Below are 19,463 nucleotides of genomic sequence, written 5' to 3' on the forward strand. Positions count from 1 at the left end.
CCCGTCCCACCGATCTGCGCCTGAAAATGGTCCCATGCTCGACAACATCCTGAACAGTGTTCGGCGGGGGGCCGAGCGGGTCCAGCGCCGGGGCGAGGAGGTCGCGCAGGGGACGCGGCTGCGCCTGGAAGTCTTCCAACTGACGCGGGAACTCGACAGCCTGTATGCCCGGCTGGGCCGCTCCTACCACGCGGGGGCCGCTCCCGAGGTGCTGTCCGGCATCCAGGACGACCTCCGCCGGGTGGACGAGGAGATCAGCGCCCGCGAGAGGTTGCTGCGCGAACTCGACCACGCGGAGGCCCAGCAGGCAGAGCCTGACCCCCTCCCACTGGAGGCGGAGCGTTCCCCTGGCCCGGTCACGGAGCGGACCCTCACGTTACGGGCGGCCCCCGACACCGAGCCCACGGTGCCCGACGCCGTGCCCCGCCCCCACGAACCACACGAGCCTGCCCCGGACACCGAGCGCAGGGACGAGCGAACCGGCCGCTGACGGGAGCGCCGCCCTGTCTAGCCTCTCCTCCTGCTGAGCTTGGGGCAGGGCACATTCGGCTCACCTCGCGTCTGGTCTGATGGGCGGACCATGACACAGCTTGGGAACGGTGGCGGAACCGTGGTCGAGGTGCGGGGGGCGTGGCACGGCGAGGTGGGGAACCCGGGCCGGGTCTTCGAGGGCGGGGTGGTCTCGTCGGACCTGCCGGGAGTGCAGCCGGGAAATCCGGTGAAGGTGTTCTACCGCACGGCGGCCGCCCGAGTCGCCCACCCCCGCGAACACGGCTCGTACGTCATGCAGGTGGGCGGGCGTGAGCTGGGCCTGATGCGCTTTACCTGCCACGACACCGGCCTGATCGGTCACGAGGGCAACGACGACCGAGCGGAGGCGACCTGGCAGGCGGTAACTCTCCCGGGCTGACCCCGGCTACAGGTCGCGGCGGCTGAAGCGCCACATACCGAGGACCACTGCCAGCAGGGCCAGGCCAGCAGACCAGACCACCAGGCCGGGCGCGATGGGCGCGTTGCCGAAGAAGGGGTTGGCCCCGCGCGTCGCCTCGCCGAGCTGGCGCAGCACCTCGGGTTGCAACTGATAGCTCGCGCCCAGCCAGAGCGAGTTGGTCGGCATGACCACGTTGGCGAGCCGCCCCAGGGTGGTCAGGGTCGGGCTGTCGGCGAAGGAGCCGATGGAATTCAGAACGCCACCCGCGAAGCCCACGCTGTACAGCACGAACACGCCGATGCCGTTCGCCAGCGTGGTGAAGAGGGTGCTCCCCAGCACCGTCAGGCCCGTGACCAGCGCGATGGCGAGCAGCACCAGCCCCACGGCGGGCAGGGGGTCGGGCGGCAGGAAGCCGGTGATCAGCCGGATGCCGCCCAGCAGGGCCGCGCTGATCAGGGCGACATACCCTACGTTCACGGCGGTAAAGCCCAGCCAGCGCCCCAGGACGAGCGCCGGGCGGCTGATCGGGCGCGCGATCACCGACTGCATCACGCCACTCTCCACGTCGCCGCTGACCGCCCCCACGGTGGACAGCACGGCCATCAGCGCCCCCAGGAAGTACACCAGATACATCCCGAAGATCGCCGTGTACATCACCGGGATGTTGGCCGCCCCGTTCACGCTGCGCCCGTCCAGCCCCGCGTCGAGGGCGCGCTGGTCGAGGGTCTGCTCCAGCCGGAACACGCCATACAGGTAAAAGCCCAGGAAGGCGGCGGTCAGCAGCAGCAGCACGACGACCAGCCGCTTGCGGACCGCCTCGCGCAGCGAGAGTTCCGCGATCAGCAGCGTGTTATGCACGGGTGGCCTCCGGGGCACGGGGGGAGCGGGCGGCCTCAGGCGTGTCCTCGATGAGTTCCAGGAACATCGTCTCCAGGTCGGGGCGGCGAGGGGTCAGGGCGTAGAGCCGGGCACCGTGTGCGTGGACGGCGTCGGCCAGGGCGGGCAGCGTCTCCTCGCGCTCCAACCACAGCTCGACGGCGGCGCGGCCCGGGGTGTTCGTGTCGGTGTGCCGCAGCTCTCCCAGCCGGGCGAGGACCGCGAGGAGGTCGGGTGTCAGCCGGTCCACCCGCAGGTCCACCGGCAGAACCCCGCCCATCAGCTCTCGCAAACTTCCCTGCCTCAGCACCCGCCCGGCCTTCACGAACGCCACCCGGTCACAGACCTGCTCGACCTCCGAGAGCAGGTGCGAGTTCAGGAACACTGCCACCCCTTCGGCCCGCAGCCGCTCGATGATCTCGCGCACCTCGACCCGCCCGATGGGGTCGAGCGCCGAGGTGGGCTCGTCAAGAAAGACCAGCCGGGGGCGGGCCAGGATCGCGCCCGCCAGCCCTGCCCGCTGGAGCATCCCCTTGGAGTACCCGCCCAGCGTCTCCCGCCCCCGCCCCCCCAGGCCGACCGTCTCCAGCACCTCGGGCACGCGGGCGCGCAGGTCTGCCGCGTTCATTCCTGCCAGTCTCCCGTGGAAGCGCAGGAACTCCTCGCCCGTCATCCAGGTCTGGAAGCGGAACTGCTCGGGCAGGAAGCCCAGCCGCGACCGCACCGCCGGATCGGAGGGCGAGCCGCCCAGCACATGCAACTCGCCGCCGCTGGGGTGGACGAGGCCCAGCAGCATCTTCACGGTGGTGCTCTTGCCCGCCCCGTTGGGACCCAGGAAGCCGAAGACCTCGCCCTCCTCCACCGTCAGGGTCAGGCCGTCCACGACCGCCCGGCCCCGGTACACCTTGCACAGCTCCCGCGTCTCGATGGCTGCCACGCGCCCCAGCATAGTCGGGCGGCGTGAGGCCGGAGTGCGGCAAAAGATGCAGGAGCGTCCTTCGACCCGCGCCTCACCCCAGTCACCCGTCCCGTCCCTCTCCTCCTATCCTGAAGGCCAGCTTCAGACTTCGACACGAAAATCACATCCATCAGCCGGATTTCCACCGCCCCATTTGGGGGCATCATCCCCCCCAGTACCCAGTCCTGGGGTGATAGTCCGGAAAGAACGCCTCCGTGAGAATGCTTCACATGAACGCTGTCCGCCGCTCGGAGCCGGTGTCCCCACCGTCCGACGCTCCTTCACACCTCGTGGGCGCGCTCGTCGCCGCGCGCACCGAGACGGCGCGGGCGTACCTCGCCCTGGCGCGGCACTACCGCGACCACTCGCTGGCGGTCGCCTTTCCGCTGGCCCTGGAGGCGCTGGAGGCCGCGCTGAGCGCCGAGGCCCCCGACATGACGGTGGAGGTGCTCGCCGGGCTGTCCTTTATCGAGGTCGCGCAGGGGCGGCAGGAGCAGGCCTTCGAACACCTCGCGCTCGCGCTGGACCTGGCGCACGAGCACGGCCTGCGCCACCTGGAGTCGCAGGTCCGCAACAGCCGCGCCTTCGCCCGCCTGACCGCCGGGGACGCGGTGGGCGCGCGGCGCGACCTGCTGGACGCCCGGGCCCTGGCGCTGGCGGCGGGCGGCCGGCTGGACGTGGCGCACACCTACGTGAACCTCGCGTACCTGGAGAATGTGACCGGGCAGTACGAGGAGGCCCTGCACCAGCTCAACCTGCTGGAAGAGCAGCTTCCTAGCCTGCCTCCCGAGGAGCAGCCCTCCATGCGGCTCTACCTGCTGGAAAACCGCGCGCACATCTACCTGAACCTCGCCCGCCAGGCGCGCGAGCGGGGCCGCCCCGAGGCCGAGGCCGAGGCCTGCGCCCGCGTCCACGCCGCCATCACGGCCATCCGCGAGGAGCTGCGGGACCACCCCGCCGGGCTGATCGCCCTGCTCACCGAGACGCACGCCGCGCGGCTGGCCCTGCTGGAGGGGAACCCCGACCGGGCGCAGCGGCACGCGGAGGCCGCGCTGGAGCACCACGCCCGGCTGGGCCAGCAGGCGTACCTGGACGCCCACCTGGCGATGGCCGAGGTCAGCGTGGCGCGCGGCGAGCCGGGCCGGGCCCACGAGCACTACCGGGCCGCCCTGGACTCGGCCCTAGACCAGAGCCGCCACCGCGAGACGCAGGAGGTCCTCCAGGCCATTGCCCGGCTGCACGAGGGGCAGGGGAATCTCCCGGCGGCGCTGGGCACCTACCGCGACGCGCTGGACCGCGCCCAGCAGGCCCTGGCGCGGCTGGCCCACATCGAGCAGCGCCACGAGGACCTGATCCGCGAGCTGCGCCAGGCCCGCGCCGAGGCGACCGGCTGGCAGGACAGCGTCCGCCGTGCCGAGGCGCAGGCCCGCCAGGACCCGCTGACCGGCCTGCTCAACCGCCGCGGCCTGCAAGACGGCCTCGCGGGGCTGGAGGACACCCCGGGGCCACTGCTGCTGGCGCTCTTCGACATCGACGACTTCAAGAGCGTGAACGACCACCACTCACACCTGACCGGGGACGCGGCGTTGCAGGCGGTGGGGGCGCGGCTGAGGGCCCTGAGCCCGCCGGGTGCCCTGCTTGCCCGCTACGGCGGGGAGGAATTCGTGCTCGCCCTGCCCGTGGACGACCCGGCGGAGGCCCCCGTCCTTGTGGAAGCGCTTCGCCGGGGCATCGAGGCCCACGACTGGTCGGGCCTGCTGCCCGGCATGGCGCTGACCGTCAGCGCGGGGTACATCCTGACGGAGGGCCGCGACGAGGAGGCCCTGCGCGCCGCCTTCGAGCAGGCGGACGACCACCTCTACCGGGCCAAGCGGGCCGGGCGCAACCGGATTTACCCCCCAGTCTCAGCGGCGGGTTAAGCCTCTGGGGAGACCGGAACGAGGCAGGGTGGGACACCTCCCCCACCGCGCCCCGTTCCGGTCCAGCCCTCAGCGCGTCAGGATCTCCTCGATGCGGCGCTGCACATCCTCGTCCAGCCGGACGCCCGCCGCCTTCACGGTGTCCTCGATTTGGCCCACCCTCGTCGCCCCGGTGATCACGGAGCTGACGCCCTTCTGGCGCAGAATCCAGGCCAGGGCGAGCTGCGCGCGGGTGATGCCGAGTTCGTCGGCGATGGACTTCAGGTCACGGACCTTCTGAATATTTTCCTCGGTCAGGAAGTTGTTGCCCCAGTTCTCGTTCTCGGTGAGGCGTGCCCCCTCCGGGCGGCCCTCGTCGTACTTGCCGGTCAGGAGGCCCATCGCCAGCGGGCTCCAGACGACCAGGCCCACGCCCGCCTTCTCGGTGTAGGGCAGAATTTCGCCCTCCACCCGCTCGCGGCGCAGCATGGAGTATTCGGGCTGCTCGGTGACGGGGGCGTGCAGGCCGTGGGCCTTGGCGAATTCGACCGCCTCGGCGATGCGCGCGGCGGGCCACATGCTTGTGCCCCAGTACATGGCCTTGCCGTCGCGGATGACCTGATCGAAGGCCATCACGATCTCGTCCATGGGAACGTTCTCGTCGTAGCGGTGGGCAAAGTAGATGTCGAGGTAGTCGGTGCCCAGCCGCTTCAGGCTCCCGTCGATGCTCTCCAGCACGTGCTTGCGTGAGAGCCCGCGGTCGTTCACGTCGTCACTCATGGGCCAGTAGACCTTGGAGGAGATCACCAGCGTGTGGCGCGGCAGCTCGCGCAGCACCTGGCCCATCATCTCCTCGGACTTGCCGCGGGCGTACACGTCGGCCTGGTCGAAGAAGTTCACGCCTTCCTCGTAGGCCTTCATCACGATGTCCCGCACCATCTGCTGGTCGTTGACGTTGTGCCCGAAGGTCACCCAGCCGCCCAGAGACACTTCGGAGACCTTGAGGCCACTTCTGCCGAGGTTGCGGTATTCCATGCCCGGTACTTTACCCAGTAAAGCATGGGCAGGCCGTCAGATTGAGGCGGGATGAAGGCCGGGTCAGACGGGCGGAGTCCAGCCGGGCGGGGCGAGTTCGAACCCGCTGAATTGAAAGCCCGGGGCGACCACGCAGCCCACCAGGCTCCACTCGCCCAGGGACCGTGCGCTCTGCCACGCCCCGGCGGGCACGACGCCCTGAGGACGCTCGCCGCCCGCCAGGTCCGGCCCCAGGCGCAGACGGCGGGGCTTCCCCTCCTCCCAGATCTCCAACTGCACCGCCGCCCCTGCGTGGTGGCACCAGATTTCAGTGGCGTCCACCCGGTGCCAGTGCGAGACCTCCCCCGCCCGCAGCAGGAAGTAGATGGAGGTGCAGACGGGCCGCCCGCTGACCTCCCGCGCGTCGGAGTGAATCTGGACGTAGTGCCCGCCTTCAGGGTGCGGCTCCAGGCCCAGCAGGCGGATGATCTCCTCGGCGGTCATCTCGTCCCCCGGCGCCACTGGTTCGCCCTTTCCCCGCGCGCGGCCAGGGTGGCCGTCTCGCGCACCCGTTTTTCCCGGGTGGCCGCGGTCTTCGCCTGCGCGATCCATTCCAGGATGCCGCGTTTGGCGCTGCGGGGAAAGGCGTCCCACTGGGCCTTCGCGCCAGACTCCGCCGTCAACGCGGCCTCAAGGTCGGGCGGCACTTCCAGCGCATCCACCCCGTCCAGAAGGCCCCACGAGCCGTCCCGAATCGCCGCGTCGATCTTCGCCTGCCCGGCTGGAGTCATGAGGCCCGCCTCCTGCATCCGCTCGATCCTGGCCTTGTTGACCGCGCTCCACCCGCTGCCGGGTTTGCGTGGGGCGATGTACAGCATGGAGCGCGCCTCGTCGAGTTTGCGCGGCTTGGAATCGATCCAGCCGAAGCATAGAGCTTCTTCCACCGCCTCGTCCCCGCTGAGGTTCACCGGATCCGCCGACTTCTTGCGGAGGACGAGCCAGACACCTTTCTCGGTGTCGTGATGGATCTCCAGCCAGGCCCGCCAGTCGGTGCGAGACTCCGGCTCGAAGGCGTCCGGGGGCAGGGTCATGGGAACACCTCCTGAAGCCGCGCGATGTCCCAGCGTTCGGGCAAGGTCGGAGTGAAGATGTACCCGCCGTCCAGGGTGCCCAGCACCTCGGTTCTCTCCAGCCCCCAGCGGTGCGCGTAGAGGGCGATATAGGCGCAGATGATGGCGTCGGTGCGGTCCTCGTGATCCTTGAGCGCGCGGCCCCGCAGGGCGGAGGGGTCCACAACGAGGTGGGCGTCGAGTCCGGTCAGAAAGGGGTCGGCCTCTCCCAACGCGGCGAGGTGACGGTGTAGCGCCGCCCACGCCTCCAACAGCACCTCGCGGTCCTGCCCCTTGTTCTTGTATTTCAGGGTGCGGGTCAGGCCGAACAGGGCGACCATCGCCGGGTGCGGATAGACCTCGATCACGCGGCGGACGGGATCCCCGGCGGGAATGCGCGGATCATGGATAAATCCTCGGGCTTCGAGTGCCTGGGTCAGCGCCTCCCCGCGAACGACACCCGCAGCGTCCGCCAGCCGGGTCCGGTTCGTGGGGTGGGCCGCCGCCTGGAAGCGCCCGAACACCGCCCCGACCTCCGCCTCGGCGGGACGGCGCCCGGACAGGTTGGGCACGGTCAGCGGCGCGTCGATGGCGACGATGGCGGGACCGTCCCCAGCGTGCTTCTCCACGTAGGTGAGCACGCTCGCGTCGTCTGACAGGAGGGCCGTATCCAGGAGCCGCCCACCCTTCACGTCCCCCTCGATGACCGCGCCACCCGTGGGGTTGCGGACGGACCAGGCGAGGTCGATGCCGATGAAGTGCATAGGCCACATTACCGGAGCGGCTGGCGCAGGAGGGTCAGACTTGATCCGGTGTGACCAACTCCCCCTTCATCACGTGCTGGAACCAGTTGCCCCAGTGGGGTTTGCGCCCGTCCGCATCGCTAAAGCCGTACTCGTCCATCAGGGTCCAGGAGGCGAGCGCACGGCCACCAAAGCGGTGCTTCTCCGGGTCGGCGGCGAGGGCGGCGATGCCCCGGCCCACGAAGCGGGGCGTCTCCGACTCGGCGAAGTTGGGGTCCCGGGCGGCCGCGTCGCGCCAGCGGGTCTCCTCCACCCCGAAATAGGCCAGCATCTCCTCGGAACGCAGGTAGCCGGGCGTCACGGAAACGCTGGTGATGCCGCGCGGGTCCCCCTCCAGCTCGTGCGCCCAGGCCTGAGCGAGCCTCATCACGCCCGTCTTGGCTAGGTCGTAGGCGAGGTTGCCCCGGTAGGACCACGAGTCACCGTCCGTCACCTCGACGATCAGGCCGCCGGGTCGCAGGAGGGGGAGCAGATGTTTCCCCGTGACCACATGCGTCCACAGCCCGCCCTCGATCAGCGCGCGGGCCTTGCCCAGGTCGAGTTCCCACGCCTTCTTCCCCCACTCGCTGTGCCGCTCGCCGCCCCACACGTCGTTCACCAGGATATCCAGCCCGCTGAAATCCGCCCGCACCCGCTCCGCCAGGGCCTTCACATCCTCCTCGTTCAGGTGGTCGCAGCGCACGGACACTCCCCACCCACCCGCCGCCGTCACGAGGTCGGCCGTCTCCTCGATGGTCTCCGGACGGCCCCGCTCGCGGCCCAGGTCGCTCAGGCCCGCGTGGGTGGAGCGGCCGGTACAGATGACGGTCGCGCCCGAGGCCCCCAGTTCGGTGGCGATGCCTCGGCCCGCGCCGCGCGTGGCTCCGGCGACGACGGCCACCTTTCCGGCGAGAGGACCGCTCAAGGCCGCACCTCCTCGGCGGGCAGGGGTGGCCGGGGCGGCTCGGGGATGAGCCCACCGAACAGCATGGGATCGGGGTCCAGCCGCACGCCCAACCTCCACAACCACCCGCTCAGGATGTGTCGGCGGTGAGCATCCACCGTCAGGACGTGGGCGAGCACGCCGCCGTAGGGAAAGACCTCGGCGGGCTCGCACAGGGCGTCCACGAAGGTCTGCCGCCACTTGTTCTCGGCCTGCACCTCGCGGGCGATGGCGCGGAAGGCGGGGAAGGCCTGCTCCAGACGGGCTTGCAGCCCCTGCAGTGTCCGGTCGCGCTCCGGCGTCGCCCTGCCCCGCACGGCGGCCACCCAGACCTCCTTGTTGAACACCAGCTTGTCGAGCAGGTCACGCAGGGTACGGTCGGGGCTCTCGAATCCCAGCGGCTGCACCTCGCCCAGCGGCTGATCGAGCGCGGCGGGTGGAAGGGTACGGGCGGCGGCGATGGCCTGGCGGGTAAAGGCTTCATCGAAAGCGAGCAGGTGGTCGAGGATGTCCATGTGAGCCTCCGTGTGCAGGGCGACCCCGAGGGGCTGGAAGTGAATGCCGCCCGGCGCGGGCAGGTGGTGGGTCCGTAGGTCCAAGCGGCGGTACAGGCTGGGGCTGACCCCGTAGGCCCTGCGAAAGGCCCGGGTAAAGGCCTCCAGGCTGTCGAAGCCCGCCTCCAGTGCCACCGCCGTCACCGACTCGTCCGTCCGCCGCAGGGTCCAGGCCGCCCGCTCCAGCGTCAGGCGGCGCCGGAACGCGGCCGGGCTCTCCCCGAAGCGGTGCCGGAAAGCCCGCGCCGCATGGGAACGGCTGAGGTGGACCGCCACCGCCGCCTCCGCGCCGCAGCGCCCCTCGCCTAGCTCCGAGAGAAGGAGGTGCAGCAGGGCGTCCAGCCGGTTCTCGCGCGTCCGTCCCATGGGGTCAGGGTACGCCTGAGCGCCCCATTCCGCCTGACCGTTTGTGCCCGGTTCGGGGGGTGGGGGGAGCGGTGGCTTGACGAGGTGTTGGGTGGGGCCGGGACCCCTCACCCCCCTGCTTCGCAGCGCCCCTCTCCCCCAGGTAGAGAGGTCAAAAAATCTTTCCCTTGGGGAGCGGGTTGGGTGGGGGGCTTCTTCCACGAAAAAGGACCGGAGCCTTCCCCGGTCCCCTTCCGCATTCCAGCGCCTACGGCTCGCGGCGCCCGGTGTTCTCCCCCATCTCCTGGAGGGCGATGCTCGCCATCAGCACGACCTGATCGCCGCGCTGCTCGACTTCCACGTTGCTGTTCCCGGCGGGAAAGTAGCGCTTGACGACCTCCAGCAGGTCGTTGCGGAGGGCGTCCACCTTGCCGGGCGGGATCTGCGCGCGGTCGTAGGCGAGGACCAGCTCCAGGCGGTCCTTGAGCGTTTCCTTGCTGCGCCGCTTGTTCAGCCACGAGAACATATCAGGCCCCCCCGAACAGGCGCCGCAGCGCCGCGAGGAAGCCGCGGTTCTCCTCCAGGTTGGGATACGGCACGTCCTCGCCCTTCAGACGGCGGGCGGTGTCCATAAAAGCCTGTCCCGCCCTCGTCTTACCCAGCACGGCGGGCTCGCCGACGTTCGTGCTCACCAGGATACCGTCGTCCTCGGGGATGATCCCGATGGGCTTGACGCCCAGGATTTCGAGGATGTCCCCCTCCGAAAGCATGTTGCCGCTGGCGACCATCTTGGGCCGCAGCCGGTTGATGACGAGGCGAATCTCGCGCACCTGCTGGGCTTCGAGCAGCCCGATGATGCGGTCGGCGTCGCGCACGCTGGAGACTTCCGGGTTCACCACGACGAGGGCGCCCTGGGCCGGGGCCGCCGCCGTCTTGAAGCCCGACTCGATCCCGGCGGGCGAGTCGATCAGCACGCGGTCAAAACCTTCCTCCTCCAGCAGTTGGCGCACCACGTCCTTGAAGACCTCGGGGTCGAGGGCCTCCTTGTCGCGGGTCTGCGAGGCGGGGAGCAGGTACAGGGTCTCGACGCGCTTGTCGCGGATTACGGCCTGGGAGAGGCGGCACTTGCCCTCCAGCACGTCCACGAGGTCGAAGACCACCCGAGATTCGAGGCCCATCACCACGTCGAGGTTCCGCAGGCCCACGTCCACGTCGATGACGACGACCTTCTCGCCCAGCTTGGCGAGCGCGGCGCCGATATTCGCGGTGGTCGTGGTCTTGCCCACGCCCCCCTTGCCCGATGTGACGACAATGACCTTGGCATTCATGCTGCCCAGCAGTGTACCGCGCGGGGGGGCAGCGGGCGGATGAGCTGCCAACCTGTGACCCCGGTTCCACCTCCCCTCGTCCTCACCCTGTACACTGCGCGGTCGAGTCTCGCACCCGGCGTGTCCCCACGCGGCGGTGCGCCCGCGTGGAGGAATACAGATGACGAGTGTGAATGAAACGCCGCCCGCCGTGGCGGTTCCCAAAGTCGGCTTTATCAGTCTGGGCTGCCCCAAGGCCCTGGTGGACAGCGAGCGCATCCTGACCCAGCTCCGCGCCGAGGGCTACGAGGTCGCCCCCAGCTACGAGGACGCGCAGGCCGTGATCGTGAACACCTGCGGCTTCATCACGCCCGCGGTGGAGGAGTCCCTGAGCGCCATCGGCGAGGCGCTGGATGCGACCGGCAAAGTCATCGTGACGGGCTGCCTGGGTGAGCGGCCCGAGAAGATTCTGGAGCGGCACCCCAAGGTCGCGGCGATCACCGGCTCGGAGGCGGTGGACGATGTGATGGGGCACGTGCGCGAGCTGCTGCCCATCGAGACGGACACGTTCACGGGCCTTCTTCCGGTTGCTGCCCCGGGGATGCGGAACGGGAGCCTGGACGACCTGCTCGCCCCCTCCGTCAAACTCACGCCCAGGCATTACGCCTACGTGAAGATCGCGGAGGGCTGCAACCACACCTGCGCCTTCTGCATCATCCCCAAGCTGCGTGGGCGGCAGGTCAGCCGGGACGCGGGCTCGGTGCTGTACGAGGCATACCGACTGATTGCGGGCGGCACGAAGGAAATCATGATCATCTCGCAGGACACCTCCGCGTACGGGGTGGACGTGCGCTACCGCGAGAGCGAGTTCCAGGGCGGGCAGGTTCGCGCGCATCTCACTGACCTGGCGGAGAAGTTGGGCGAGATGGGCGCGTGGGTGCGGATGCACTACGTCTACCCGTACCCGCATGTGGAGCGGATCGTGGAGCTGATGGCGCAGGGCAAGATCCTGCCCTACCTCGACGTGCCCCTCCAGCACGCCTCGCCCAGAATCCTGAAGCTGATGCGGCGGCCTGGGGGCGGCAAGCAGCTCGACACCATCCGCCGCTGGCGCGAAATCTGCCCGGAGCTGGTCATCCGCTCGACCTTCATCGTGGGCTTCCCGGGTGAGACGGAGGAGGACTTCCAGGAGCTGCTGACCTTCCTGGAGGAGGCTCGCCTCGACCGTGTGGGTGCCTTCCCCTACTCGGACGTGGAGGAGGCGGACGCGAAGGCGCTGCCCGGCGCCGTGCCCGAGGAGATCAAGCAGGAACGCCTCGCCCGCTTCATGGAGGTCGCCCAGCGAATCAGCACCGAGAAACTCGCCGAGAAGGTAGGCTGCGTGATGGACGTGATCATCGACGAGTTCAACGACGACGAGGGGGATGAGCCGGGCACCCGCCTGATCGGCCGCACCAAGGGCGACGCGCCGGGCATCGACGGGCAGGTGTACCTGTACGCGGGCGAGTTAGCGGGTCAGATCAAGGTTGGCGACGTCGTGCGGGCCCGCATCGAGGACAGTGACGAGTACGACCTCTACGGGGAGGTCGTGGCGCGGCCCGAATGGCGGCCGAATGTGCCGCAGCTCGGGCATTTCGGGCGCCACTGACCGGATCAAATGTCCGCAAGGGGAGGTCATCCGGACCTCCCTTTTACGTTTTGGTAGCGCCGGATACCTACCCTGAGCCCATGCCCAGACAGCCTCTTGCGGCCATGCTCGTCATGGCGACGCTTTCCACGTCTGCCGCACAACAGGAAGGGCTGTACGACCCCGCGCCCCCCAGCAACAGTGCCTTCGTGCGTGTCGCGGGCGCTCCGACGGCGACGCTCGGGACCCGCAGCGTGGTGGCGGACAAGGGGGCCGTGAGCACCTACGTGGTGATTCCCCAGGGCGACGTAAGTGTCAAGGCCGGTGCTGCCAGCCAGAAGTTCAGGGTCGAGGCGGGCAAGTTCTACACGGTGGTCCTGCACGGCGGCAAGCTGAGCCTGCTGCCCGACGCCCCCGCCGACAACCGGGCCAAGGCCCTGCTGGTGGTGTACAACCTCAGTAACCTGCCCAGCGTGGACCTGAAAACGGCGGATGGCAAGACGACCGTCATTCAGGACGTGAAGCCGGGCACTAGCGGCAACCGGGCTGTCAACGGCATCACCGTGGACCTGGCGGCCTTTGCCGGGCCGAAGAGCCTGAACGTGATGAAGGCGGTCCGGCTCGAACGTGGCAAGGCCTACGCCGTCGTGGTGACCGATACCGGAGCCACGCTGACTGCGAGTACCACCACCCGCTAGGGAGGGCAGACGTGGTTTTCAGCAGCAACGTCTTCCTGTTCCTGTTCCTGCCCGCCTTCCTGGTGGTGTATTACCTCCTGCCCTTCCGCTGGCGCTCGGGGTGGATTCTGGTGGGCAGCTACGCCCTGTACGGGTGGTGGCGGCTCGACTTCCTGTGGCTGCTCGTCGGCGTGACGCTGGCCGCGTACGTCTTCGCGCTCGCCCTGGGGCGGGCCGAGGGGGCGCGCCGCTTCCAGATCCTGGCGGTCGCCGTCGCGCTGAACCTGGGGGCGCTCGCGTACTTCAAATACGCGAACTTCGGGGTGGAGAGCTTCAACGCCGCGATCACCAGCCTGGGCTTCGCCCCCTTCTCGTGGGCGCCGATCCTGCTGCCCATCGGCCTCTCGTTCTTCATCTTCCACGCCATCAGCTACCTGGTGGACGTGTACCGCCGCGAGGAGCCCCCTACCCACCACCTGCTGGACTTCGCCGCCTTCATCGCCCTGTTCCCGCACCTGATCGCCGGTCCCGTGTTGAAGTACAACCTGCTCGCCGACCAGTTCCGGCACCGTACCCATACGTTGGAAGGGTTCAGCTACGGCGCCACCCGCTTCATGACCGGCTTTGCCAAGAAGGTTCTGATCGCCGATTCCATCGCCCCGCTCGTCACCGCCGCCTTCAACCAGCCCAACCCCACGCTGGCCGACAGTTGGCTGGGAGCGTTGGCCTACACCCTGCAGCTCTACTTCGACTTCAGCGGGTACTCGGACATGGCGATTGGGCTGGCCGCGATGATGGGCTTCAAGTTCCCCGAGAACTTCAACCATCCCTACATCTCCCGCTCCATCACCGAGTTCTGGCGGCGCTGGCACATGAGTCTCAGCTCCTGGCTGCGCGAGTACCTGTATATCGGCCTGGGGGGCAACCGCAAGGGACGGGCGCGGACCTATCTCAACCTCTTCCTGACGATGGTGCTGGGCGGGCTGTGGCACGGGGCCAACTGGACCTTCCTGCTGTGGGGCATGTGGCACGGCGGCCTGCTCGCCACCGAGCGCCGGATGAAGGAAGCGCAGCTCTGGAAGCCCTCCCCCGCGTGGCTGACCATCCCGGGCACGATGCTGCTGGTCATCCTGGGCTGGGTGATGTTCCGGGCCGACAGTGTGATGGACGCCCTCGGGATGTACCGGGGGATGACGGGGCTCAACGGCGCGGGCCTCTCCGACACGCTGGCCTGGCAGGTGCGGCCCAGCGAACTCGTCACGATGCTCGTCGCCACCGTGCTGGTCTACGTGGCCCCGGTCTGGGGTGAGCGGGTGGGTGATGTGGGCAGCCGCCTGTTGCGCCCCCGCCTCGCCGTGGCGGCCACCACGGCCCTGCTGCCCCTCTTCGTGCTGGCGATCTTGAAACTCAGCGCCCAGTCCTACACTCCCTTTCTCTACTTCCAGTTCTGAGGTCGCCGGTGACCGAATTCGCGCGGGATTATGTCAAGAACGACGGTCAGGGGCACGCGGTTCCCGGGGTGCTGCACTGGCTGCCCGGCCTGTTTCTCCTGGCCGTGCTGGGGGTGGGCGCCCTACTGACCCTGACCTCGCCAGGGGCGCGCACGGTGCCCCAGGATCAGAACGTCACGACCGGCCAGTGGACCGCCGCCTACGAGAAGGGCCTGGACGCGGACGTTCCGTGGCGCCGCCCTGCGCTCGACCTGTGGGGCGGCGCCCAGTACCGCCTCTTCGGGGAGGCCCGGCCGGGGGCCGTGGTGGGCCGGGACGGCTGGCTGTACACCAGTGAGGAGTTCGAGACCGCCCCGGCCGACGCCCGCGAGCTGCGGGACAAGCTGAGGTATGTGGGGGAGGTGCGGCGCGACCTGGCGCGGGACGGCGCGCGGCTCGTGGTGGCGCTGGTCCCCTCCAAGGCCCGGCTGTATTCGTCGCACCTCGGGGGCGTCCGTGTCCCGGCGGCCAAAGCCACCCAGTACGAGACCTTCCGCCGCGGGTTGGAGGCCGAGGGCATCATTGCCCCCGACCTTTATGCGGCGTTGCGGTGGGCGAAGACGGGGGACGGTCCAAACCTGTTCTTCCGAACGGATACCCACTGGACTCCGGATGGAGCGGGCGTGGCGGCCCGGGCGGTCGCCTCGCAGGTGCGGGCGCTGGGGCTGGAGTTTCCCGCAGGGGACTTCAGGGCGGCGCGGGCCGCCCCGGCGATCTACCCGGGCGACCTGCTGCGCTACCTGCCGGGGGCCGAGCGGGCGCCGTCCACCTCCGACTGGGTCCGGGCCCGGTCGACCGAACGGGTGAGCGGCGGCGGGGGCCTGCTGGGTGACGAGGGCATCGCCGTCACCCTGGTGGGGACGAGTTACAGCGCGGCGAGTTCGGCCAATGTGTGGGACTTCGCCGGGCAGCTCCAGCAGGCGCTGGGCACCGAGGTGCTCAACGTCGCCGATCAGGGGCGCGGGCCTTTCCTGCCCATGCGCGACTACCTGCGGAGCCCGGAACGCACCTCCAGTCCTCCCCAGGTGGTGATCTGGGAGATTCCCGAACGGTACCTGCGGGTAGACTACCCAGGACTGGACAACGCCGGAGCCGCCTCCCATGCGCGGGAGACTCCCGGCACACCCCCCTCCTGAGGAGCCACATGAATATTTCAGGATTCCTGCTGTCCTCCAGCCTGCTGCTCGGCCTCGGCTCTGCCCAGGAGACGCCCGCGAAGGCCAGCGAAATCCCAGCACCCCTCCAGGGCTGCGCCAAGTCCAGCAATTACGACGGCAAGGGGAATTTCGAGCTCTTCGGCCAGGACGGCTTTATCTTCGAGAGCCCCGAGTTTCAGGACACGTATGAGTTCAAGGGCCTAGACCAGCTCACCCTCCTCGTTAACACGTTCCGGGCCAGAGGCTCGGAACTCATCCTCGTTCCCGTTCCCTCCCGCGCCATCAAGTACGCGGGGAGCCTGGACCTGACCTCCTATCCGCGGCTCGACTTCTCCAGCCAGAAGTTCGTGCAGAGCTGGGACAAGATGATCGCGTCCGCCCGGGGAACGGGCGCCCACGTCGTCGACCTGCTGCCCGACATCCTGGCGTTCAAGCCCGGCGCCCGCGGCGAGGATTTCTTCTACCCGCGCGACCACCACTGGACCACCTCGGGCGCGGAGAAGGCGGCGCAGGAGACGGCGGACCTGATCGCGGGGATCATCAGGGACCGGCAGCTGGAGCTGCCCACCAAGAAGGGGACGCTCACCCTCACCAGGGGCAGCTCCTTCACCGGTTCCTACGGCAAGCGTTTCGAGGATGTCTGTGGGCAGAAGCTGCCGCAGATGACCAGCTACCAGGCCCGTTACGAGGAGGAGAACGAGTCCCTGCTGGGCGACGAGGACGACGTCATCGGCATCTTCGGGGACAGCTTCGGGCAGGGGTTTCCCGACAGCAATTTCGGTCCCCTGCTGGAATACAGGACGGGGCTGAAGACGGTCAACTACTCGTCGGCGGGGGCCGGGCCGCTGCTGTCCCTCTACGGCTACCTGGCGGACCCCAGGGTGAGGGAGAAGCTCCCCAAATTCATCGTCGTTCCCTTTATGGGGTGGCTCTCCAACAACGCCTTCGACTACAACCAGGCCACGGCGGCGCTGCTCTCCTGCACCGACAGGACGCGGCTGGCCCGGGTGGACTACCCCGCCGGGCAGGACAAGATTACCTTCGGCACGCTTCCCCAAACGGCCGCCCGGAAACTGATCCACATCCACACGAACGAGACCACCAACTACCTGGAGGTGCGGGGGAAGTACACGGACGGCTCGCCCATGCGCTGGGAGAACTGGCGCGTGTCGGCCGACTACTTCCGGGGAAGCCGCAACGACTTTTACAGCCTGGCCGCCGTCGGCCGGACACCCCTGGAGGCCTCCATCGCCATCGACGGCCGCAAACCCACCGCGGGCTACGCGGAGGTGTGCTCGGTCGATGTGGGCAACGCAGAGGGTGCCCTCTCTTCCCCCTGACGGAAGAGCGCTTGGCCGGAATCCGCACGCCTCTTCTGGGAAGGGCTAGCTGCCGACGCCGCCAGTTCTGCCCTCCCTAGGGAGTTTGCGAGGTCCCTGTCAGGCCGGTCACCCTAGACTCTGCCCGTGAGCCCTGACGTTCTCCTCGTGATGTTCGCTGGCGTGTTCGGCCTGCTCGTTGGGTCGTTCTCGAACGTGCTGATCTGGCGGCTGCCACGCGGGGAAAATATCGCCTTCCCGCCCAGCCACTGCCCAAGCTGCGACCACCGCCTCTCCCCCCTGGACCTCGTGCCCGTCGTCTCGTGGCTGGGGCTGGGCGGGCGGTGCCGTTACTGCCGGGCGCCGATCAAGGCTCGGTATCCGGTGATCGAACTGCTGACGGGCGCGGGCTACGCGGTCATCGCGGCGCTGTTCCCCCTCACGACCTTCGGGGCGGGCACCCTGGGGCTGATGCTGCTGTTCACGCTGCTCCTCGTGGCGAGCGCCATCGACCTCGACACGTACACCATTCCCGATGAGCTGACGCTGCCGGGGGTGGTGCTGGGGCTGGCACTGGCGTGGCTGAACACCCGCTCGGGGGCGGCGGCGGGAGGGCTGCCCACCTTTGCCGGGGCCGTGCAGGGAGCGCTGCTGGGTGCAGGGCTGCTCGTGACCATCGACCTGATCGGGTCGTGGGTACTGCGGCGCTTCCGCGAGCGGAACTACCCCGAGCGGCCCATCGGCTACCAGCAGATCGCGCTGGCCCTGCTGGCGGGGGCCTGGCTGGGGCCATGGTGGGGGCTGGCGGCGGCGCTCGTCTCGGCGGGGCTCAACCTGGCCGCGCGGCGGGTCGTCCGTATTCCAGAGATTGTCACCCTGGGCGGTTTCCTCGTCAGCGTGGCGCTGGGGGGCACGGGCTTTGGACCCGGTTTGATCCTGATGGTGCAGGGGGCTCTGGCCGCCGCGGGCGCCGCGTCCCTGGTGGCGGGCGTGTACTGGTGGCTGAAGCGTGAACCAGAGTCGGAGGCCGACGCCCCCTTCGACCCCTCGGCGATGGGCTTCGGGGACGTGAAGCTCGCCGCCGTGATCGGCGTGTTCCTGGGGTGGGAGCGGCTGCTCGTCGCGCTCGTCGTGGCCGTGGTGGCGGGCGCCGTGATGGGCCTGGCGCAACTCGCCCTGCGGCGCGAGAACCGGGTGAAGTTCGGCCCCTACCTGGCGCTGGGCGCCGTCGTCGCGCTGATCTGGGGTGGGGGCCTGGTGGCGGCCTACCGGGGCATGCTGGGACTGTAAAAGAAGGAGGGAGCGGGGCAGCCCTCGATTCGTGGCTGCCCCGCTCTCGTTATTTCTGGACCGGCTCCTGAGGCGGTCTGGCCCGCGCCCCTCCGCGCCGGGGACGTGGCCCGGTGGGCACGGGAACCCCCACGCCGTCGTCCTCGTCGTTCGGGCGGCGAATTGCCGGTGTCCCGCCTCGCCTCTTCTCCAGCCACTGCACCACACGTCTCGGGAAAGAGTCGGCCATGTACTCGGGTACTCGGCGGAATCCGCCCTCACTGCAACTCGGGCACCGCCACCACCGTCACGCGCTGACCCTGCCGCACGCGGTTGAGGCGCACGTCGGCGAGGGCGGTCACCTCGACTCCGGCGGCGTTCGCGGCGTCCTGCGCCACCGTCTGCACGAACAACTCCATGTCCCGCACGACCGGGTGGGCGACAAAGGCGTCGACGTAGGTGTCCAGGCTGAAGAGTTCCAGCAGGCGCTCTCCGGCCTCGTAGCGCAGGGTCAATGTACTGCCCGGCGCCGGGTTGTGGCTGGCGGGGCACAGCTCGGGCAGGTGCAGGACGTGCTCGACGACCGTGGCCAGGCCCGGCCTGGCGTTGGCAATCGTCTTCAGTAGGGGCGCGGCGTCACTCACGAGGCGGCGGCGCGGGCGGCGTGGCGCACCCGGAAGGCGAACAGGGCGGCGATGGTGTACTTGGCGAGGATGTCCGCGAAGATGATCTGCGCGATGTCACGCCCGCTCATGGTGCCGTAGAAGGCCAGCAGCGTGAACAGGATGGAGTCGAGCGGCACGCTCACGGCGTTGCTCGTGAGCACGCGGGTCCACCAGCTCTTCTCGATCAGGCGCTGGTAGACGGCGGTGTCGGCCAGCTCGCCCACCAGGATCGCCAGGAACGACGCGCCGATGAAGCGCCAGGGCGTGCCCACCAGCAGGGCCGCCAGCGTGTTGACGATCAGCGCGGCGGCGATGGCGATGTAAACAGCCTTCAGCCCGCCCGCCCGGTGGATACGGTCGCGCAGGGTGAAGACCGCCGCGAAAAAGATGGTGCCCACGCTCAGCAACCCGAACACGGGGAGCGGGATGAACTGGTTGAGCGTCAGGTTGGCGAGCAGAATGCTGCCCGCGTAGAGAAGGGTCAGGAGCAGGGGTATACGGCCAGCAACAGGAATGGTCATGGCGTCCTCCGGCCACAGCGA

Annotated in this window: 20 protein-coding genes and 1 pseudogene; 9 read left to right on the forward strand and 12 right to left on the reverse strand. The window is 69.2% G+C overall.

Translation table 11 applies throughout. The features are described from left to right. Positions 1 to 34: 34 nt before the first annotated feature. Positions 35 to 490 carry a hypothetical protein gene (locus F784_RS24650; RefSeq protein ID WP_019587296.1) on the forward strand — a complete coding sequence of 152 codons (456 nt, stop codon included), beginning with the start codon at positions 35 to 37 and terminating at the stop codon, positions 488 to 490. Positions 491 to 580: 90 nt separating this feature from the next. Then, a complete protein-coding gene (locus F784_RS0113700; RefSeq protein ID WP_019587297.1) occupies positions 581 to 910 on the forward strand; it encodes a hypothetical protein in 330 nt (109 codons plus the stop codon). Positions 911 to 916: 6 nt separating this feature from the next. Here the strand turns inward: F784_RS0113700 and F784_RS0113705 are convergent, their stop codons facing one another. Beyond that, a complete protein-coding gene (locus F784_RS0113705; protein ID WP_019587298.1) occupies positions 917 to 1,789 on the reverse strand; it encodes an ABC transporter permease subunit in 873 nt (290 codons plus the stop codon). Continuing rightward, positions 1,782 to 2,756 carry an ABC transporter ATP-binding protein gene (locus F784_RS0113710; RefSeq protein WP_019587299.1) on the reverse strand — a complete coding sequence of 325 codons (975 nt, stop codon included), beginning with the start codon at positions 2,754 to 2,756 and terminating at the stop codon, positions 1,782 to 1,784. Before F784_RS0113710 ends, F784_RS0113705 begins: the two co-directional genes overlap by 8 nt. 239 nt (positions 2,757 to 2,995) lie before the next feature. On the opposite strand from F784_RS0113710, the gene F784_RS0113715 reads away from it, so the two are divergent. Beyond that, positions 2,996 to 4,684 (forward strand): GGDEF domain-containing protein, encoded by a 1,689-nt coding sequence (locus F784_RS0113715; protein ID WP_019587300.1) that lies wholly within the window; start codon positions 2,996 to 2,998, stop codon positions 4,682 to 4,684. A gap of 69 nt (positions 4,685 to 4,753) precedes the next feature. Here F784_RS0113715 and F784_RS0113720 read toward each other — a convergent pair whose 3' ends face one another. From F784_RS0113720 to minD, 8 genes and pseudogenes are all read right to left on the reverse strand, one after another. After that, complete coding sequence (locus F784_RS0113720; protein WP_019587301.1) at positions 4,754 to 5,698, reverse strand: aldo/keto reductase family protein; 945 nt, start codon at positions 5,696 to 5,698, stop codon at positions 4,754 to 4,756. A gap of 63 nt (positions 5,699 to 5,761) precedes the next feature. After that, the gene (locus tag F784_RS0113725) at positions 5,762 to 6,181 is read right to left on the reverse strand and encodes a cupin domain-containing protein (RefSeq protein WP_026332474.1); all 420 of its coding nucleotides are present in this window, start codon (positions 6,179 to 6,181) and stop codon (positions 5,762 to 5,764) included. After that, complete coding sequence (locus tag F784_RS0113730; protein ID WP_019587303.1) at positions 6,178 to 6,768, reverse strand: YdeI/OmpD-associated family protein; 591 nt, start codon at positions 6,766 to 6,768, stop codon at positions 6,178 to 6,180. Before F784_RS0113730 ends, F784_RS0113725 begins: the two co-directional genes overlap by 4 nt. Next, the gene (locus F784_RS0113735) at positions 6,765 to 7,550 is read right to left on the reverse strand and encodes a DUF429 domain-containing protein (protein ID WP_019587304.1); all 786 of its coding nucleotides are present in this window, start codon (positions 7,548 to 7,550) and stop codon (positions 6,765 to 6,767) included. Before F784_RS0113735 ends, F784_RS0113730 begins: the two co-directional genes overlap by 4 nt. 124 nt (positions 7,551 to 7,674) lie before the next feature. After that, a pseudogene (locus tag F784_RS0113740) lies at positions 7,675 to 8,598 on the reverse strand (SDR family NAD(P)-dependent oxidoreductase); the annotation flags it as partial. Next, on the reverse strand, positions 8,490 to 9,431 hold the full coding sequence (locus F784_RS23175) for a helix-turn-helix transcriptional regulator (protein WP_019587306.1): 942 nt from the start codon (positions 9,429 to 9,431) through the stop codon (positions 8,490 to 8,492). The pseudogene F784_RS0113740 and the gene F784_RS23175, both read right to left, overlap by 109 nt. Before the next feature lie 247 nt (positions 9,432 to 9,678). Continuing rightward, positions 9,679 to 9,936, reverse strand: coding sequence for a cell division topological specificity factor MinE (gene minE, locus F784_RS0113750; RefSeq protein WP_019587307.1), 258 nt, complete (start codon positions 9,934 to 9,936; stop codon positions 9,679 to 9,681). Position 9,937: 1 nt separating this feature from the next. After that, entirely contained in the window at positions 9,938 to 10,738 is an 801-nt protein-coding gene (minD, locus tag F784_RS0113755) for a septum site-determining protein MinD (RefSeq protein ID WP_019587308.1), read from the reverse strand. A gap of 160 nt (positions 10,739 to 10,898) precedes the next feature. On the opposite strand from minD, the gene rimO reads away from it, so the two are divergent. The 6 genes from rimO (at position 10,899) to F784_RS0113785 (ending at position 18,277) form a co-directional block, all read left to right on the forward strand. Then, positions 10,899 to 12,365: a 30S ribosomal protein S12 methylthiotransferase RimO gene (gene rimO, locus F784_RS0113760; protein ID WP_019587309.1), complete on the forward strand. Its 1,467-nt coding sequence runs from the start codon at positions 10,899 to 10,901 to the stop codon at positions 12,363 to 12,365. Between the two features lie 80 nt (positions 12,366 to 12,445). Further along, positions 12,446 to 13,042, forward strand: a complete 597-nt coding sequence (locus F784_RS0113765) for an alginate O-acetyltransferase AlgF (RefSeq protein ID WP_245557869.1) — start codon at positions 12,446 to 12,448, stop codon at positions 13,040 to 13,042. A gap of 11 nt (positions 13,043 to 13,053) precedes the next feature. Then, a complete protein-coding gene (locus tag F784_RS0113770; protein ID WP_019587311.1) occupies positions 13,054 to 14,472 on the forward strand; it encodes an MBOAT family O-acyltransferase in 1,419 nt (472 codons plus the stop codon). A gap of 8 nt (positions 14,473 to 14,480) precedes the next feature. Beyond that, positions 14,481 to 15,647: an alginate O-acetyltransferase gene (locus F784_RS23180; protein ID WP_019587312.1), complete on the forward strand. Its 1,167-nt coding sequence runs from the start codon at positions 14,481 to 14,483 to the stop codon at positions 15,645 to 15,647. An 8-nt stretch (positions 15,648 to 15,655) separates the two neighbouring features. Continuing rightward, the gene (locus F784_RS0113780) at positions 15,656 to 17,008 is read left to right on the forward strand and encodes an alginate O-acetyltransferase AlgX-related protein (protein WP_019587313.1); all 1,353 of its coding nucleotides are present in this window, start codon (positions 15,656 to 15,658) and stop codon (positions 17,006 to 17,008) included. A gap of 150 nt (positions 17,009 to 17,158) precedes the next feature. Then, on the forward strand, positions 17,159 to 18,277 hold the full coding sequence (locus F784_RS0113785; protein WP_019587314.1) for a prepilin peptidase: 1,119 nt from the start codon (positions 17,159 to 17,161) through the stop codon (positions 18,275 to 18,277). A gap of 257 nt (positions 18,278 to 18,534) precedes the next feature. Here the strand turns inward: F784_RS0113785 and F784_RS0113790 are convergent, their stop codons facing one another. Both F784_RS0113790 and F784_RS0113795 read right to left on the reverse strand, forming a co-directional pair. Next, positions 18,535 to 18,900 carry a hypothetical protein gene (locus F784_RS0113790; protein WP_019587315.1) on the reverse strand — a complete coding sequence of 122 codons (366 nt, stop codon included), beginning with the start codon at positions 18,898 to 18,900 and terminating at the stop codon, positions 18,535 to 18,537. After that, positions 18,897 to 19,442, reverse strand: coding sequence for a VUT family protein (locus tag F784_RS0113795; protein ID WP_019587316.1), 546 nt, complete (start codon positions 19,440 to 19,442; stop codon positions 18,897 to 18,899). The genes F784_RS0113790 and F784_RS0113795 overlap by 4 nt, the downstream gene beginning before the upstream one ends. Positions 19,443 to 19,463: the final 21 nt, after the last annotated feature.

The sequence above is a fragment of the Deinococcus apachensis DSM 19763 genome, assembly GCF_000381345.1.
GTDB classification, from domain to species: domain Bacteria; phylum Deinococcota; class Deinococci; order Deinococcales; family Deinococcaceae; genus Deinococcus; species Deinococcus apachensis.

Coding starts and splice junctions, on each gene's coding strand:
- F784_RS0113765 (WP_245557869.1), top strand. CDS start 12,446: ATGCCCAGACAGCCTCTTGCGGCCATGCTCGTCATGGCGACGCTTTCC.
- minE (WP_019587307.1), bottom strand. CDS start 9,936: ATGTTCTCGTGGCTGAACAAGCGGCGCAGCAAGGAAACGCTCAAGGAC.
- F784_RS0113795 (WP_019587316.1), bottom strand. CDS start 19,442: ATGACCATTCCTGTTGCTGGCCGTATACCCCTGCTCCTGACCCTTCTC.
- F784_RS0113700 (WP_019587297.1), top strand. CDS start 581: ATGACACAGCTTGGGAACGGTGGCGGAACCGTGGTCGAGGTGCGGGGG.
- F784_RS24650 (WP_019587296.1), top strand. CDS start 35: ATGCTCGACAACATCCTGAACAGTGTTCGGCGGGGGGCCGAGCGGGTC.
- F784_RS0113735 (WP_019587304.1), bottom strand. CDS start 7,550: ATGCACTTCATCGGCATCGACCTCGCCTGGTCCGTCCGCAACCCCACG.
- F784_RS0113785 (WP_019587314.1), top strand. CDS start 17,159: ATGTTCGCTGGCGTGTTCGGCCTGCTCGTTGGGTCGTTCTCGAACGTG.
- rimO (WP_019587309.1), top strand. CDS start 10,899: ATGACGAGTGTGAATGAAACGCCGCCCGCCGTGGCGGTTCCCAAAGTC.
- F784_RS0113720 (WP_019587301.1), bottom strand. CDS start 5,698: ATGGAATACCGCAACCTCGGCAGAAGTGGCCTCAAGGTCTCCGAAGTG.
- F784_RS0113715 (WP_019587300.1), top strand. CDS start 2,996: ATGAACGCTGTCCGCCGCTCGGAGCCGGTGTCCCCACCGTCCGACGCT.
- F784_RS0113725 (WP_026332474.1), bottom strand. CDS start 6,181: ATGACCGCCGAGGAGATCATCCGCCTGCTGGGCCTGGAGCCGCACCCT.
- F784_RS23175 (WP_019587306.1), bottom strand. CDS start 9,431: ATGGGACGGACGCGCGAGAACCGGCTGGACGCCCTGCTGCACCTCCTT.
- F784_RS0113730 (WP_019587303.1), bottom strand. CDS start 6,768: ATGACCCTGCCCCCGGACGCCTTCGAGCCGGAGTCTCGCACCGACTGG.
- F784_RS0113780 (WP_019587313.1), top strand. CDS start 15,656: ATGAATATTTCAGGATTCCTGCTGTCCTCCAGCCTGCTGCTCGGCCTC.
- minD (WP_019587308.1), bottom strand. CDS start 10,738: ATGAATGCCAAGGTCATTGTCGTCACATCGGGCAAGGGGGGCGTGGGC.
- F784_RS0113710 (WP_019587299.1), bottom strand. CDS start 2,756: ATGCTGGGGCGCGTGGCAGCCATCGAGACGCGGGAGCTGTGCAAGGTG.